The sequence below is a fragment of the Sphingobacterium sp. UT-1RO-CII-1 genome, assembly GCF_026711005.1.
Classification (GTDB): domain Bacteria; phylum Bacteroidota; class Bacteroidia; order Sphingobacteriales; family Sphingobacteriaceae; genus Sphingobacterium.
The window spans coordinates 253,160-270,935 of sequence record NZ_JAPPVJ010000006.1; the positions used below are offsets into that span (position 1 = coordinate 253,160).

Below are 17,776 nucleotides of genomic sequence, written 5' to 3' on the forward strand. Positions count from 1 at the left end.
GGTCACAGCTTTAAAGAACTGTGACCTTTTACTACCCGTATAATACCAGGAAATCCTACATCCGTGGTCTTCTCATACCTCCATGCCCACCTGATTCTTGAAATGGATTTATACCAGAGAACTTTTGCAACCGAAAAGTGAAAGTTAACATCACATATCTACCCAAACGATTCGTGCGGGAATCCGTTAAAATATCCCCAACTGTCCTGTTGATATTCACTTGCTCGTTTAAAAGGTCAAACGCTTGTAAACGTATAGTTCCACGCTGACCTTTCAACAGTTTTTGTTCAATATATGTATTAATAATAAAAGGGTTTTCTTGATTGCGGTATCCTTTATTAAAAGTTTTAGAAAGATCCGCACCGAAAATAGTAGTCGGTGTTAAATTCACTGAACCAATAAGAGCCGGTGTAATTGCAGACACATTACCTTGCGAATACTGTGGTAAAGAGGATTTTGTTATATTATATGAATAACGAACCCCTGGATTGATTTCTAGATTTTCTGATGGATTGTATCTAAAAAACAATCCCTGTGTTAAAACAGTATTATTTGTAACATTCTTATTCCCCTCCGTCGCATTAGGATCTTCAGCAATATATGATATATTTCTATTGTAATTAACTCCTCCCATATACATGATATTATAGGTTTTGTTTTTCAATGAGCGTCCATAATGATAAAAAGAATTGATCGAATAAATGGGATCGGATTCATTCATATACCGCACTTCTTGGTGTATACCATCTCCCTGTACAGAATACCTCTTATTAAAAGAAACAATCTTATCTTTCGTTAAGCTCGCATTTAGCATAGCAAAAAATGTTTTCCCTTTTTGAAAATCTCCACTACGAAAACGTAACTGACCACGGTGCGTAAATTCTGGGTCAAGCTCCGGATTACCGACTGTCGTACTTGTTCTGTTTGTGCTCACTTCAAAAGGCAATATCTGCGATACACCAGGCTCGGAAGAACGTGCCGAATAATTAAAAGTCAGGTTAGATTGTCTTGAGAACTTATACTCAAAGCGGGCAATAGGTACAACATTAAAGTTCTTTCGCCGTATATCTGCCTGCTCCGTAGCACTATAAGCGTTTCCACTTAACAGCGTAGGCCGTGCCTCGGCACCTATACTATACTTTATTTTGTCTTTATCATACGAATAATTCGCTCCAATACGATGTGAAGTAAATGCATAATCATATTCATATGAATAATTCAATTTAGATTCCGAAATAGGGACTCCGTTACGGTCAAAACCATTCTGTTTATCTACGTTGTCATAATCATTTATATTCATATCATACGTAATCTCTAAACGGCTATTTTCACCAACAGGTTCAGTAAAAGACACCGTTGTTCCTGCATTCCAACTTTTATTCTCCGCCTCCCGCAAAGTTTGCTCATAAAGATCGTTAATCCCTAACCCTTGATTATTAGGGTCATAGATCAAGCGATCCAAAATCTGGTTATAATCATTCTCAGAAACGGCGTTATCATAATTAAAGTTGATAAAGAAATTACGACCTTTATCATTCAATCGTCTGTTATACAAACCACTAACCCCATAGCGCGGGGCATCTGTAGCATTAAGCTGCGTTTGTACCTGCTTATAGTTTAAAATATTGCCCTGGTAAAATATAGAACTATCTACATTATTAACATCACTTTTATTAAAACCAAACTGAGGAGTTATTTTAATATAATCTTTATCAGTAATATTCCACTCTACATTGGCTTCAAAACGATGCTGTGTCCCGATTCTATTATTATCTTGCTTACTATCAACCCCCATATTTTGCCCGATATATTCGGTATAGGAGTCTGTTAAAGTATTATTGTCTGTCTTACCAAAAGAATAAGAGCCGTACACTTTAAGCTTATCAGAAAAGTCATGCCTAATATTCAACCCTATAGATCCCACTTTTGTAATACCATCTGACCCGCCAAACATACCGCTACCTCCACGGCCGCCACCACCACCTATACGTCCGCGAGCGCCACCACCCATAGTATTAAAATCAAAAAGACTCGCATTCATATTATTCAGGTTACCCAATACAGAAACCTGTGTTTTATCGGTCATACCCATCCACATACCCGTTGTCTGATAACGCTCCTCAGTACCGTAACCCACACGTAAAGTAGACATATAGCCTTTATTATAAGCAGGATCTATTTGAATATTCAGAACCTTTTCCGAATCTCCCGACTTATTGCCTGTCAGATTAGCCATATCCCCGAAATCATCAACGACTTGCATTTTCTCAATGATATTCGCCGGTAAATTCTGGGTAGCGGTCTTTACATCACCACCAAAAAAATCTTTACCATTAATCCGTACTTTAGTTATAGCTTCACCTTGCGCTGTCACATTTCCATCTTTGTCCACTTCTACACCCTGCAATTTTTTCAAAGCATCCTCCGCCACTGAACCTTCCCTAAGTTTAAGATCTCTAGTTGAATACTCTACCGTATCCCCTTTCACCTGCACAGTAACAACGCCGTCAATAACGACCTCTTCTAATAAATTAGCTTGACCCACAAGTTCTAATGAAGGAATAATCAATTTATCTTGCCCTTCTGGAAAGGAAAAGTCTTGCTGATAGGGTTCAAAACCCAAACTATTCACCTGTATAGTAAAATTACCGGCCTTCACATCTGTAAATGTGTAAATACCCGCTGCTGTAGAGCTTGTTCCTAAAGTATCCCGACCCGCAATTAATTTAACCGAAGCACCTGATACAACACGAGACTCTTGGTCACGTAACATACCTTGAACCGTCTTTCCCGTTTGCGCACTCAAGTGCATACTCAATAATAAAATCAGTATACTACATGATGTCCTAAACAAATTTCTCATATCTATTATATCTTCTCTTTTTACTACTTAATAAGAACAACCCCATATTTATCGTTTTGTATGAGGCAATACCTTATACACAAAACATGACCTATTGGTCTAAAATCGTCTCAACAATTACTTGACGCGGCGTTTTATTCATATCCTTTTTCAATACAGTCCTTCTAGTCATGGTGGCAGGTCTTTTACTTACTGCTCCAGACCGTAAAGAAAACACCTCATTAATTTCCAACTTTATAACCAACAATCCATCTGTTGACAATAATTGTTTACGAGGCACTACAGCTTCATACCATAATTTATCATCCAAGGTTTTAACCACAGCTTGCAGCCCATAATTATTCTGAAAAGAGAGCAAACCGTCAGGGATATCACGAAGTCCTCTTACGTAGTAACCACGCACCCGCTTGATTAGACTTCTATTCATATCTGGTTCTTCTCCCTCAGAACGCAAGGCACGTAGCGTTTCTTGATCTAAACACGGATAAATAAACTGCTGATCTTTCTCTTTTCTAGAGTTTCGCAAAAAACTGATACCTACACCATAGCGTATAGCTAGATTTTGAAGATCATGATCTTTAACTTCTACTGCAAAATAAACGTTTTCACGATCGTACCCTATCTGATATGACCACCCTTCATCTACACCTACTTTATTTAATAATGACCACTCAGACAAGTCAGCATCTAGGGTAACGTTAGTCAAAAAAGGAACAACTACTTTTTCCCTTTTTTGTCCATGAGATTGCCCTATTAATGACAATAACAATATTAGTATGACGATTCTTTTCATTGCTTATTTTAGTTCACTTGACAAGTTTCACTAATTTTCAACAGCTTATATTTAATTCTACAAAAGAAGAGATAAGAAGTGTAAAATAGTGTAAATAGAAAGCTATCACAGATAAGTTACAAAAGCACTCCTTTTTTAATACCCTAAATAAGTAACGGGGTGCAGGGCTACGACTTATTTACTTGATACTCGATAACCTATTTTGCCTTCTGAGAATACTCAAGAGCAATTACATTTCGCTAAATATGGATATTTTGTATTTTCGTGCTATGTTACTATCCCATTATCAAAGCGAACATATAGAAGCTGGCTGTGACGAAGCAGGAAGAGGTTGTTTAGCTGGACCGGTTTTTGCCGCTGCTGTCATCTTTCCGGCCGACTATAGCAATGCTGTATTAAACGATTCGAAGCAATTGTCTGAAAAAAAAAGAAATATTTTACGTGAAATAATCGAAAAAGATGCTTTAAGTTTTGCCGTAGCTAGTGTCTCTGCAGAAGAAATTGATAATATTAATATTTTGAACGCCTCGTATCTAGCTATGCACCGTGCTTTAGATGCTTTGAAAGTCCTCCCGGGCTTCATCATTGTTGATGGCAACAGATTTAAATCCTATGGAGATACTCCCCACCAATGTATCGTTAAAGGCGACTCAAAATACCTGTCCATCGCTGCTGCTTCAATTTTAGCAAAGACATATAGGGATGAATACATGAATAAAATAGCAATAGATTGCCCGCAATACGACTGGCTTTCAAATAAAGGCTACCCTACTGTCAAACATCGTAATGCAGTACTCGCTTATGGCTGGAGTATGCATCACAGAAAAACATTTAAGGTATCTATGCCTATTGACAAAAAAACATAAAACTTCTACTCTTATAAACAATAAAAGTCTTTAGCGCTAAAGACTTTTATTGTTTATGGACTTCTCAGCCAAATATCTATACTTTTTTCTTCTGTCTAAAACTAAACCATACAGCTGCCACAATACCGCCAAGCAAAATAATCGAAGCAATAAGAGAGAGTATATTGCTTATTCGCATAGAATCGGGTGCAAATACAAATTCAATTTTGTGATTCCCCCCCGGTATTTGTAAAGCACGTAAAATATAATCGGCGCGGATGATAGGTGCCTCCTCACCATCGATATAAGCTTTCCAGCCTTTTTCGTAATATACTTCAGAGAATACAGCAAAAGCATCATTAGGAGAAGTTGACTCATAACGCATAGTATCGGGATGGTAAGACACCAACTTAATTTCAGCATTACTTGGCACACCAAGACGTGTAGAGTTTAACTTATTTTTAAACTGCTCGTGCACAAAGGCCTCTTTACTTGGATCAAAGCTACTGATAGCCTGCATCTCTTGTGCGTTGTCTTTTACAAAAGTAACCTTTTCTACAAACCATGCATTACCTGCCGCAGTGCTTCTACGTTGAATCTGCTCAGCTCCATTCTGGGGGTTTTGTGTTATCAAGTAACGCACATTAAACATATCTAACACGTCCTCATTAATAGCCCCATTAAACTGATGTTCTAATATTTCCTGAAAACGCATAAGCTTAGCAGCATGATAACCACCCAGACTTTTATGAAAATAAGAAGCCCGCGCATCCTGAAAAGGACTAGTCGTTAAATCAAACACTCGATAACTTGGGTCTTTATCCAAACGTATAAGCTGATCAACCTCACGTTCGGCAATCCTATTTTTAACTCTGCTCTTGTCAACAAAAGAATCATCGTTCAAATAGCGCTTATCAACTGTCCAAAGATCAACTAACGTAATTACACCCAATACCACTACAAAAACAGGTAAAGTAAGCTTCTTTTTCAAATAAAACCAAACCAAGCCAAACGTCAAAGCCACAATAAATAAAGAGCGGTAGGCGTCACTCACGGCTAATGCAGTACGATCCTTAATCAAGGAGCTTACAAGCTCATTAGCCACCATAGCATCACCCAGCTGCTGGTTAACAGAATTCACAAACTCCTGGTGATTGGCTGTCTTGAAGTCTAAAAACAAACTCGGCAGTAAAGCAACCAACAAACAAAAGCCACCTACACCTACAAAAGTGTAAAGAACCTTTTTATCCAGCTGTGGAATATCTTCAGCATGAGTAAGTAGTTCATTCACCGCCAATACTGCCAAAAGAGGGATCAAGATAGAAGGAATAATCAATATTGATTCCGGAGCTCTAAAATTATTGTACAAAGGAACATAATCAAAGAAAATGTCTGAAACCAAAGGAAAATTCTCTCCCAAAGCTAGCAGTAGAGTCAGAACAAGCGCACTTACTACCCACCATTTTAGACGCCCTTTAACAACAATAAGACCTAAAACAAACAAAAAGAATATACCTGCACCAAAATACCAAGGCCCAGAAGTAAACATCTTATCTCCCCAATAAGTTGGCAAGCCGTTAGCTGCTTGAATAGCTTGAGCCTCTGACGCTCCCATCCTTGTCTTAAAGAAATTAGCAAGCGCAGAATTAGCTCCTAACGTTCCTCCTGACTTCCCTCCATAAGCATTAGGAATCAAAAAAGTCACATTCTCACCCACACCTTGACTCCATTGGTACGCATAATCCTTATCAAGACCAGCACCGCTCTTACCCTCGTCTACTTTAACAATATTGGCTTTGCCCCGCGTTGTTAACTTACTATATTCATAAGTCGGGAATAATACGGAAGCATTAACTAAAACCGCAAGAATAACAGCAACAACCTGTAAAACTGAAGCTTGAGCAAACTCTTTTAATTTTTTATCGCGAATAGCGTAATACAATTCGATAAGGACATACACAACCAGCGCTATAAACAAGTAATAGGTTATCTGAACATGGTTAGCACGAATCTCCATAGCCAAAGAAAAAAGCAAAATAAGCGGTCCCCATATACGGCTGCCCCTATAACAAAGAAGTACAGAGCCAATAATAGGTGCTAAATAAGCTATAGCATAAGCCTTGTTCAAGTGTCCTGCTTCTATGTAAATAAAGTTATATGAAGTAAAGGCAATCGCTATTGCTCCCACCGCAGCTAGCCAAGGACGTATACGAAGTGTAGAGAGTAAAAAATAACCGCCCAATAAATATAATAATACGATATCGGTAGGAATCGGGAAAACAGCACGTAGCCCCTTACCTATATACGAGGTAACATTGTTCGCATGCTCATACCAAATTTGATAAGTAGGCATACCTCCAAACATCGAGTTTGTCCACATAGGTGCTTTACCATCAATAGCTTTATAATCAAACAACTCTTTCTGACTACCTTCAGCCTGAATTACATCGCTTTGAGATAAAACCTTACCGCCAAAAATAGGTGAGAAATAAAAAATCACCAAAACAATAAAGATGGCGATAATAATCAGATGTGTCGAGTTTTCCTTAAACCACTTTTTCATATGTGTATAATCTGTCTGTTTACCTTTCAGTATGGAATATATTCATGCTTTTTATCAGAAACATGAGTATTCCATAAATATATTTACTAATGCTTCGTATCCCTTCCGCTAATGAGCAGATCCGTTTACATTATCAAACTATTTGGAGCATTTATGTTTACTATTGACTTCATACCCTCGGTATAGCCTACCAAATAAAAAGATTAGCTTAGTTAAGTGCCAAAAATATAGAAATGATTTGACTTTACTGGCATAAATTGCAGCATTATATCCCTCTAGCTTCTACTTACTCTCCTTTTTCTATCAATCGCTTAATATCAGATAATTCTCCAAAGAGAACAAGCAAATCATCTTCATCCAATTTCGTATCAGACACCGCAATACCCGATGCTTCTTTATATTGAATTGTTTTTCCCTTAACTTGCTTGTCATAAGACTTAACAGTAGTTAAAACAATAACTTTATATTTGTTTGTTAAATTGGCATCTTTCAGGGTCATGCCTAAATACTTAGGAGGAACTCGAGTTTCTATAATAGAATACTTATCAGACACCTTAAAAGAGTCTATAATATCTACATTATCTAAACGCATTGCGAGCCGTTCCGCAGCCTCCTCTTCAGGCATAATGTATTCATCAATCTGCATAGCTTCCAATACGGTCTTCTGTAGTTCCGAGACAACTCGTCCTATAATTCGTTTCACACCCAATTGCTTAAGAAGTGCTGTTGTTAACATACTAGCCCCCTCATCCTCACCTATCGCCACAATTACCGCATCAGAATCTTTAACAGGCAAAGAAGATACAGACTCTTTATCTGTCGTATCCATACAAACCGTATGGGTTATCTTGTCTTTCAACTGCTCAACGATAGTCAATTTTTTATCCGCTGCTATAACCTCATGTCCTAATTCTGTTAAGTGAATAGCTAGAGATTTCCCAAAATGACCAAGTCCAAGCACAATATATTTCATATGTATATAATCTATTTTTTATTTGTCATATGGAATATCCAAACGATATCCATTCGTCTTTGTGCAGCCCCTGCCACACGGATATTTCATTGATGTCTAATCTGTTCATATCTGTCCAACCTTTCGTTAGAACAAAATCTTTTCAGTAGGATAAATATAACTTTTGTTTTTAGTATTCTTAATAAATGCCACTAGTAGTGTTAATGTACCAACTCTACCAACAAACATTGTAAAAATAATAACCAACTTACCCGCAGTCGACAAAGATGGAGTTACCCCCATTGTTAAGCCACAGGTCGTATAAGCGGATACTGTTTCAAATAACAATTCCTTCATGGGTTTTGTAGAGTCAGTGAAGTTTAATAAAACAAAGCTAAAAGCAATAGTTAATACCGATAGTAAAATAATAGCAAAAGCCTTATTAATAGATTCTGATGCAATACGCCGTCTAAATATTTCTATAGACTCTTTTCCTTTAGCTAACGAAAATATATTTAATACAGCCAATGCAACTGTAGTCACTTTTACTCCTCCTCCTGTTGACCCAGGAGACGAACCTATCCACATTAAAGTAATAACCATGATCAAAGTAGGACTAGCCAAAAAACCAACATCAACACTATTAAAACCTGCTGATCGAGAAGAATTAACCATAAAAAAAGAGGTGACCCACTCCCCTACAAGATTACTGTCGGCTGTTAAGGTATGCCGTTGCTCCATAAAAAAGTAAGAGGTAGTTGCTAAAACGACTACAATCGCATTACACAAAAGGACAAAACGAGTGTTAAAAGTAAATGACCGTGGCTTATGGACAAAGGGCTCTCTTAAAAAAACCGTACGTACAATCTTTCTTATCTTTTGACGTAAAAAAGTATAAAAGTTATAAACCGTACCAAAACCCAAACCACCTAATATAAAGACAATAGCTAGACATAACTGAAACCCATAATTAAAACGGTAATTACCGTTTTGTATACCATCAGGAAGAATCGAAAAACCAGAGTTACAAAAAGAAGAAATTGCGTGAAACGCCGAAAAAAAAACACGCTCTCCAATAGAATCAAATAGTGCAGCATCCAAAGAAAGAAATATAAAGACACCCCCTACAAACTCAAAAAGTAAGGTGATAAAAATAATGGTCAACAAAGTTGAAATCACAGAATTAAGTTTATTCTCCCCCAAAATCTCCCCGAACATCAGCTGATTTTTATAAGAAAATCCACCCGAAAAAAAATATCCAAAGAACCCCGTAAAAGTCATAATCCCTATACCGCCAACCTGAATAAGCAGCATAATAACTGTTTGTCCGAATAAAGAAAAGTTAGTAGATATATCAGTAACACTTAATCCCGTAATACAGACAGCACTTGTAGCCATGAAAAACGCATCGACAAAGCTTAAAGGAGCCAAAAGCGTTGTTCGCGGCAGCATTAACAGAACGGTACCCAGCAATATCAGCGCAATAAAGCTAATCACAAAAAGTATAGTAGGATTAAAATAGAAGCTATCAAAAAACAAACTATTTCTCGAAAGTTCGGATAAAAACATAATCGCTATACCAATAAAAACCCATTCGTTATTCGCAAAATAACTTCCTCCCGAAATACGGGCGACAGCTATAATCAGAAAGTAAATGATAAGTACGATACCAGATATATGGGCTACATCAAGTTTACGCTCGGCTAATAACGACAGCGATGTTCGTAAAAAGCTGAGAATAAAAAGAAAGTAAAACATACCAATAACAACTTTCTCAGACACTATTGCGATTTCACGATCAGTTACGTACCCAATATGTACAAGCGCTACAACTGCACAAACCATACTGACATAAAACATAGTACGGTCAACGATTTTTATACGATATCGAAAAAGAAATTTTAAAAAACTAAATATAGCCCCCATGTAATCACAAACTTAAGGATATTACAAACAGATTACTACTTGAGACTATAAGATTAAAACACTTTTTATTCATTCGTCTGCTTCTTCCGAAAAAGTCCCTTGAAAAAACCCTTAGTTTTCGTAACCGTTCTTTCAGTCCGCTCAGCTTGATTCATTATTCGCGTCTCTCGTTCTTTACTAATTCCTGCCGTCTGCTTAATACCTTCTAATAAGCTCTTCCAAAGGTTTTTAAAAAAAGGATAGGTAGTAACACGTTTATAATTTACCTTACCGACATGATAAACTTCATTCGCATCAGGGTTACTATCATTAATAATCACCTTATTGACAAGAAATGAAAGTACTTTTTTAGACTTCTGCTTTCCCTCCGCATCACGTTCCCCTAATAAACTAACCTGCATATTATCATAATTAAAATGGAAATCCCCCCAAGTACGAACATCGTTTCCTTTCATATCGAAACGTATAGACCGTATATTTCCAGCCGCTATTTCGACATTAACCAACGGGTGCAATATTTTATTAAAAGCAGAAGCCCTCATATTCCCGACTGTCCCTTTATAACTATAATCACCCGATTTACTGAGCATATCAAAAGAAAATTGGGCATGTAAATTTCCAGCATTCATAACCTTACTCTGCACATCCATTGTGAGATATTTATTGTTCTGTAATCTCATTAAGTCATTAGTCACATTAACAAGATAACCTGTTGTATGATCAAACGTAATAACCCCCTCTCGATGATATTTATCACTGATCTCACCATACTCAACTCCAACATTATCAACCAACACCGTATCTATTCGCATTAAACGCTTAAGAAACATAAGTTTTTGATGTGGCGACTGCCCTAATTGATTCGTAGCTTTTTTAGGCACACGCTTATCCGCATAAAGCTTAACATGACCATTCTTAACCTGCATCGTCTTCATTAAAGTCTGCTGATTTTCGATAAAATTTTTAAAGTCAACCTGCTCCATACGAAGCGTATCAAAATGCAGCACAGTCATGAGCTTTGCCTTATTTTTTGATTTAAAATAAGCTGCTTTGTTAATATTAGGCTTATAATCTACATTCGTAAATAAAACATTTCGATCTCTCGTATTTATCTTTAATGAATCAAATTTAACCCCGTATATGCCATCAGAAAAATCATATTGAAACCCTGGAATATCAACATCTATAAGCTTAGTATAATAAAAGCGAGTGGTATCTTTAACAGACGTTTCATCCAACAAAAAATCATGAACCCGAATCCTAATATTACTTAACTGCGTCTCGGAACTTTTCCCTTCTCTAATTTTAAAATACTTAAAATCAACCCCCTCTACATAAACATCGCGAACATTAACCGATGACAGCACCTCCCTGACACTTTCATAAAGCGATTTTTCAGGCTGATTACTCAAAGTATCATTATAGCTATGATAGGTGTTATAAACCGAAATAATTGGCTTTTCCAACTCAATCGATTTTATATCCAACTGCCGATTTACTAGAACCCCAAATAACCCAAAACCTTTAATTTTAAGGGATTGTAATCCCACATGATAGCGGTTATCAGGAGCCTTTTTGTTTGCTTCCAATTGTGCATATACACTCGAGTCCGCATGTAAAACAACATTTTTTATACTTACATTACCTAAAGCAATGTTAATAGAGAGATTATCATAGGTTAGATGATACAGACTATCTGTTGAGTTTTTAACGACTTCCTTAAGTTTCTTTTCAATAATCGGCTCCCAATTATCTGAAAAATACCATACTAGCCCCACCAAAAGAGTAAGCAAAAGGACAATAACTCCTGTAACCCATTTCCACACTGGTTTCATACCAATAATCCCGCTTTTTTAATGTTTACTATCTATACTACTTGTCGCAAATAATTTATATTTGTCATTACCCACCAGCCTATATTATGTCTCTAGGGAATTCCCTCTTTAGGTAATTACTCTGTCAAAAAAACAACTCTTTCTAATTTTAGTTTTACTTTTAAGTAAAAACTAACTTCGAGTATCTTGATTATGGTATATACTTAGATAACTATCGTATCTGCTTTCCGCAATAGCACCACATGCTACGGCCTCAATCACGACGCAATTGGGCTCATTAATATGTCTACAGTTATGAAAACGACATGCATTCATTCTTTCTCGCATTTCAGGAAAAAAATGAGAGAGTTCATCCTTTTCAATATCTACAATGCCTAATTCACGTATTCCTGGCGTATCAATAAGTTTACCTCCAAAATCTAAGTCTATCATTTCCGCGAATGTAGTGGTATGCTTCCCTCTATCCGACCAGTCAGAAATCTCGCCTGTTCTTAATTCCGCAGCAGGTTCAATAGCGTTAATTAACGTTGATTTTCCCACACCTGAGTGCCCAGATACCAAAGTAACTTTATCTTTTAAAAGAGCTTGTATTTTATCAATATTAGTACCTTCTTCTGCAGAAACCGCATAACATGAATACCCTATATTTTCATAAACCGACATATAATCTGCCAAAATTTCAAGCCCCTCATCAGAAAAAAGATCCAACTTATTAAAAACTAACATTGCAGGAATGCTATAGGCTTCAGCCGTCACTAGGAATCGATCAATAAAACCTAAAGATGTTGGAGGAGAAGCAAGTGTAACCACTAAAAGAGCTTGATCCAGATTCGCACCAATTATCTGTGTTTGCTTGGATAAATTAACCGAACGACGAATAATATAATTGCGCCGAGGCTCTAAATGAGTAATAATTGCACTCTCTTGATCTGGTTCTAATGTATATTGTACCCAATCGCCAACAGCAACAGGGTTTGTTGTCTTTATCCCTTGCGTACGAAACTTCCCTTTTATACGACAGTCAACTCGCCGACCGTCCTCACCTAAAACCGTATACCAACTACCGGTCGATTTAACAACTAGTCCACGCATCATATGATATAAGTTTTATTACTTTCGAAAGTCATGATACAAAAGTCGCAAAAAAATATTAATTCGGTGGTTTACTGTTTTTATTAACTTTGTGATACACACTAAAATTAAAAACAAGTGAAAAAATTGTTCCTCCTCGATGGGATGGCTCTTATATATAGAGCTTACTTTGCATTAAGTAAAGTACCTCGTTTAACATCATATGGGTTAAATACTGGAGCTATTATGGGCTTCACCAATACCTTATTAGAAATTCTAAAAAACCAAAACCCTACTCATATAGCAGTAGTTTTTGATACAGAAGCCCCAACAAATAGACATATCGAGTTTGAAGCTTATAAAGCAAACCGAGAAAAAATGCCCGAAGATTTAGCGGCATCCATCCCTTATATATTTCGGCTTATTGAAGGCTTTAACATACCTATTATAACTAAAGATGGTTATGAAGCTGATGATATCATAGGTACACTAGCTAAAAAAGCAGAACAAGAAGACTTTACTGTCTACTGCATGACCCCAGATAAAGATTTTGCTCAGTTGGTCTCAGATAATATATTTATTTACAAACCCGCTCGTATGGGCAATGGTGCGGAAATACTCAAGGTTGATGATGTCCTTGAAAAATGGGAGATAAATGAAGTTAGCCAGGTCATCGATATACTTGCACTATGGGGAGACGCTGTCGATAATATTCCTGGCATACCAGGAATCGGCGAAAAGACAGCAAAAAAACTCATGAAAGAGTACCACTCTGTCGAAAACCTAATAGCGAATAGTGACCAACTCAAAGGAAAACTAAAAGAAAATGTAGAGAATTTTGCCGACCAGGGTCTGATCTCTAAAAAACTAGCCACCATTCAGCTAGATGTACCAGTAAAACTTAATCAAGAAAGCTTAACGTTAAAAGAACCTAATAGAGAGCTATTAGAGCCTTTATTTGCTGAATTAGAGTTTAGAACGCTAGGAAAACGTGTTTTTGGAGAAGAATTCAATGTCGTAGAGACCAAAGCAAATACCGGGCAGATGGATTTATTCGCTCCTATAGCGGAAGAACAGAAAGATGCATTAGCAATAAACGAACCCATTGTACCTACTTTAAATATAGAAAACACAGCACACGAATACATATTGCTAAATACCGTTGAGGGACAACAAAAATTGGCAAACACATTAGCCACACTAGAAAAGTTTTGTTTTGATACAGAGTCAACATCTATTGACGCGCTGTCTGCAGAAATGGTTGGCATGTCATTCTCATTTGAAAACGGCAAAGCATATTATGTACCGACAGACGGTGAGCATAACGATATTTTAAAAACGGTACATATTTTTAAAGAAGTATTTGAACATACAGCAATTGAAAAAATAGGGCAAAACATTAAATACGACATCTTATTACTATCGCGTTATGACGTGCAGGTTAAAGGCCCACTTTTTGACACGATGATAGCACATTACTTGATTGACCCAGACACCCGTCACAACATGGACATTTTGGCCCAGAACTATCTAGGTTATACGCCAGTTCCAATTGTAGACGTAATCGGTCCAAAAGGAAAAAACCAGCTAAATATGCGTGATATCCCTATTGATAAAGTAAAAGAGTATGCAGGAGAAGATGCCGATATTACTTGGCAATTATATAATGTATTTAAACCCTTATTAGCTGAAGCAAAAACACTAAAGCTGGCAGAGGAGGTAGAGTTTCCGCTAATTTACGTTTTAGCAGAGATTGAAAAAAACGGCGTCAAGATAGATACAGAAACTCTTTTAGTTTTCTCAAAATCTCTTGAAGAAGATGTGCGAAAGTTAGAAGAAACTATTTATGAAAAAGCAGGTATAACCTTTAATATTGCCTCACCAAAGCAGCTGGGGGAAGTGCTATTTGATAGGCTAAAACTCGATCCTAAAGCTAAAAAAACTAAAACAGGACAATATAAAACAGGAGAAGAGGTTTTGGTAACCTTGGCAAACAAATCAGATATCGTACAGGACATATTAAACTTCCGCCAACTTCAAAAGCTTAAATCCACCTATGTTGACGCTCTCCCCACGTTAATAAGTAAGGAAACAGGCCTTATACACACTTCTTATAACCAAGCTGTTGCAGCAACTGGCCGTTTAAGCTCAACCAATCCCAACCTACAAAACATACCGATACGAACAGAAAAAGGAAGAGAGGTTCGCAAAGCTTTTATTCCACGTTATAGTAATAACGTATTATTATCTGCCGATTATTCCCAAATTGAACTTCGATTAATTGCCGAATTAAGCCAAGACAAAAACATGCTTGAAGCATTTAGTGCCGGACATGACATTCATAAAGCTACTGCAGCACGTGTTTATGGCATGGAGCTAAATGAAGTCACTTCTGATCAACGCCGCAACGCTAAAGCGGTAAATTTCGGAATCATCTACGGCCAATCCGCCTTTGGTCTATCGCAAAACTTAGGCATCCCAAGAAAAGAAGCAGCAGAAATTATTGAACAGTATTTCGAGCAATATGCAGGAATACGAGAATATATGTCCAAAACAATAGATTTTGCTAAAGAACATGGCTACGTAGAAACAATATTGAAAAGAAGACGTTATTTAAGAGATATCAACTCTGCAAACATGACGGTCCGCGGTTTTGCAGAAAGAAACGCTATCAATGCTCCTATACAAGGTTCTGCTGCAGATTTAATAAAAATTGCTATGATTAATATTCAAAAAGATATAGTAGCGAATAAATTAACTGGCAAAATGATTATGCAGGTTCATGACGAACTCGTATTTGATGTACCAGAAAAGGAAGTAGAACAGTTCAGTCAAATTGTAGTTGAGCGCATGAAAGATGCTATCTCACTACATGTCCCTATTGAAGTGGAAATTGGAAAAGGTTCTAATTGGTTAGAAGCACATTAAACATGATAAAACACATTTTATTTTACTTAGTATTTTTCTTTGCGGGAACCGCTATTGCACAGCAAGACACCGCAAAAAGCAAGGTCTTTTTCGAACCCGCTCCCGAAGGTTTAGTAAGATTCTATTTTGATAATTATTACTACCTCGTAGATAAAAACTGTCAATTCAAATCCATCGAACGGATTTCTCAGTTTATTGTTGCCAAAAATGTTTTTCATGGAGAGTTCAAAGACTTCGGACTTAATGGAAAAATCGTATTAACTGGATTCTACAATGAAGGTGTTAAAGAAGGTGTTTTCACAGCTTATCACCCCAATGGTCAAAAAAAATGGGAGGTTATGTTTGAAAAAGACCGCCCGACCGGCACTTGGAACTACTACTACCCTGATGGCAAGCCGATGTTTGAGGTAAACTATGATAATATGGGGGTGAAAATCACAACTGTCTGGGACCAAATTGGTATTAAACGAGTGGAAGAAGGCAACGGGAACTATGAATTTAAAATGCCCTACGTCTTTTATAACGAATATGGGTTTCCATTTTTTGAAAGAAAAGGAAAACTTAAAAACGGTGTCCCCAACGGATATTGGACAACACATGTCGTTGATGAAAAAAATCGCAAAACACTATTAGCTGAAGAGATATATAGTAAAAGTGGCTTTTTAACAGAAGCCTATAATTTATTCTTAGACGAAGAGTATACACAACCCATAGGTATACTTCCGACAGAATACTTCACCACTGCAGAAACACTAAACTTTAAAGAATGTAGTTTTGATGACTACAGCGGTTTTTACACTTACCTATCGGACAAGTTCAACAGCATACTAACAAGCGTATCGGGCATAGAGCCTTTTGAGGATGAGTTCACCTTTCAAATAGCCCTCAGTAGTAAAGGTCATCCCGAAAAGGCGACAGCCGTTAAAGCTCTAAAACCTACAGAGCTTAACAAAGCAGTTGAATCAGTATTACTTGAAGTACCTTATTACTTCCCTAGTTTAAACGTAAATGGCATGCCAATAGACGATACGCTTAATGTATCGGGCAAAATTACAGTTGATAAAGAAGGTAAAATGCAGTTTCATAGCTTCAGGATCAAACGAGAAATGCATGCAGAATAAGCTCTGCCAATTTTGTCCTGTATTCATAATAATCATCTCAAAAAGGAGATATTAAAATTTTATTTTAGCTTTTAAAAAAGCAAAACTAGATAGTTATAAAAAATGTTTCTAGAAAAATAATGAAGCCCTAACTTTTAAAGCTTGCATAGGAATGTAACTTTATATAAGTTTGCGCTAAAGATATTTGATACATATATAAAATGAAATTCCACAAAGAAGGATATGTCAGCCTAGCTGTAGTTGTATTGTTTGCGTTTATCATCAATGCTATTGCCGATTACTATATGGCTCCTCAATTAGTGAAGTGGTTGATTTACGCTATTTCTGCATTCTTAATTATCGTAGTTCTTCAGTTCTTTAGAAGTCCTACAAAACATGTAGTGCCAGATGAAAGCATAGTGCTATGTCCTGCTGATGGGAAAGTTGTCGTGATAGAAGAAGTAGAAGAAACAGAGTATTTTAAAGAAAAAAGACTTCAAGTTTCTGTTTTCATGTCTCCCATAAACGTACATGTCAATAGAAACCCTGTCAGTGGTGTCGTTTCGTATTTTAAATATCATCCTGGAAAATTTCTTGTAGCATGGCACCCTAAGTCATCAACAGAAAATGAAAGAACGACCGTAGTAGTCCGAAATGCCTCAGGTGTAGAATTTCTTTTCAGACAAATTGCGGGAGCCTTAGCTCGTAGAATTGTTTGGTATGTAAAAGAAAATGATAAAGTTACCCAAGGTGATGAATTTGGGTTTATAAAATTTGGCTCACGAGTAGACATTTTTTTACCATTAGGAACAGAAATAAATGTCAAAATCGGAGATAAAGTTATTGGCGGTAAAACAATTATCGCAAAGTTATCGTAATAATACGCAACAGTATTTGTAA

General features: G+C 36.8%; 11 protein-coding genes. 4 read left to right on the forward strand and 7 right to left on the reverse strand.

Going from position 1 to position 17,776, the window contains the following annotated elements; genetic code table 11:
* Positions 1–55 precede the first annotated feature (55 nt).
* Together ORI89_RS14765 and ORI89_RS14770 are read right to left on the reverse strand one after the other, a co-directional pair.
* Positions 56–2,863, reverse strand: coding sequence for a TonB-dependent receptor (locus ORI89_RS14765; RefSeq protein ID WP_268231271.1), 2,808 nt, complete (start codon positions 2,861–2,863; stop codon positions 56–58).
* 91 nt (positions 2,864–2,954) lie between these two features.
* A complete protein-coding gene (locus tag ORI89_RS14770) occupies positions 2,955–3,656 on the reverse strand; it encodes a hypothetical protein (RefSeq protein WP_268231272.1) in 702 nt (233 codons plus the stop codon).
* Positions 3,657–3,925: 269 nt separating this feature from the next.
* Here ORI89_RS14770 and ORI89_RS14775 point away from each other — a divergent pair, with 269 nt between their 5' ends.
* Positions 3,926–4,522, forward strand: a complete 597-nt coding sequence (locus tag ORI89_RS14775; protein WP_268231301.1) for a ribonuclease HII — start codon at positions 3,926–3,928, stop codon at positions 4,520–4,522.
* Positions 4,523–4,598: 76 nt separating this feature from the next.
* Here ORI89_RS14775 and ORI89_RS14780 read toward each other — a convergent pair whose 3' ends face one another.
* From ORI89_RS14780 to rsgA, 5 genes are all read right to left on the reverse strand, one after another.
* Positions 4,599–7,064: a YfhO family protein gene (locus ORI89_RS14780; protein ID WP_268231273.1), complete on the reverse strand. Its 2,466-nt coding sequence runs from the start codon at positions 7,062–7,064 to the stop codon at positions 4,599–4,601.
* A gap of 286 nt (positions 7,065–7,350) precedes the next feature.
* Positions 7,351–8,037: a potassium channel family protein gene (locus tag ORI89_RS14785; RefSeq protein WP_268231274.1), complete on the reverse strand. Its 687-nt coding sequence runs from the start codon at positions 8,035–8,037 to the stop codon at positions 7,351–7,353.
* A 126-nt stretch (positions 8,038–8,163) separates the two neighbouring features.
* The gene (locus ORI89_RS14790; RefSeq protein ID WP_268231275.1) at positions 8,164–9,942 is read right to left on the reverse strand and encodes a TrkH family potassium uptake protein; all 1,779 of its coding nucleotides are present in this window, start codon (positions 9,940–9,942) and stop codon (positions 8,164–8,166) included.
* A gap of 65 nt (positions 9,943–10,007) precedes the next feature.
* Positions 10,008–11,777, reverse strand: a complete 1,770-nt coding sequence (locus ORI89_RS14795; protein ID WP_268231276.1) for a hypothetical protein — start codon at positions 11,775–11,777, stop codon at positions 10,008–10,010.
* A gap of 171 nt (positions 11,778–11,948) precedes the next feature.
* Positions 11,949–12,869 carry a ribosome small subunit-dependent GTPase A gene (gene rsgA / locus ORI89_RS14800; protein WP_268231302.1) on the reverse strand — a complete coding sequence of 307 codons (921 nt, stop codon included), beginning with the start codon at positions 12,867–12,869 and terminating at the stop codon, positions 11,949–11,951.
* Between the two features lie 117 nt (positions 12,870–12,986).
* On the opposite strand from rsgA, the gene polA reads away from it, so the two are divergent.
* The 3 genes from polA to ORI89_RS14815 all read left to right on the forward strand — a co-directional run bounded on the left by polA (position 12,987) and on the right by ORI89_RS14815 (position 17,754).
* Positions 12,987–15,776 (forward strand): DNA polymerase I, encoded by a 2,790-nt coding sequence (gene polA / locus ORI89_RS14805; protein ID WP_268231277.1) that lies wholly within the window; start codon positions 12,987–12,989, stop codon positions 15,774–15,776.
* A 2-nt stretch (positions 15,777–15,778) separates the two neighbouring features.
* On the forward strand, positions 15,779–16,897 hold the full coding sequence (locus ORI89_RS14810) for a toxin-antitoxin system YwqK family antitoxin (RefSeq protein WP_268231278.1): 1,119 nt from the start codon (positions 15,779–15,781) through the stop codon (positions 16,895–16,897).
* Positions 16,898–17,097: 200 nt separating this feature from the next.
* Complete coding sequence (locus ORI89_RS14815; protein WP_268231279.1) at positions 17,098–17,754, forward strand: phosphatidylserine decarboxylase family protein; 657 nt, start codon at positions 17,098–17,100, stop codon at positions 17,752–17,754.
* The last annotated feature ends 22 nt before the right edge of the window (positions 17,755–17,776 follow it).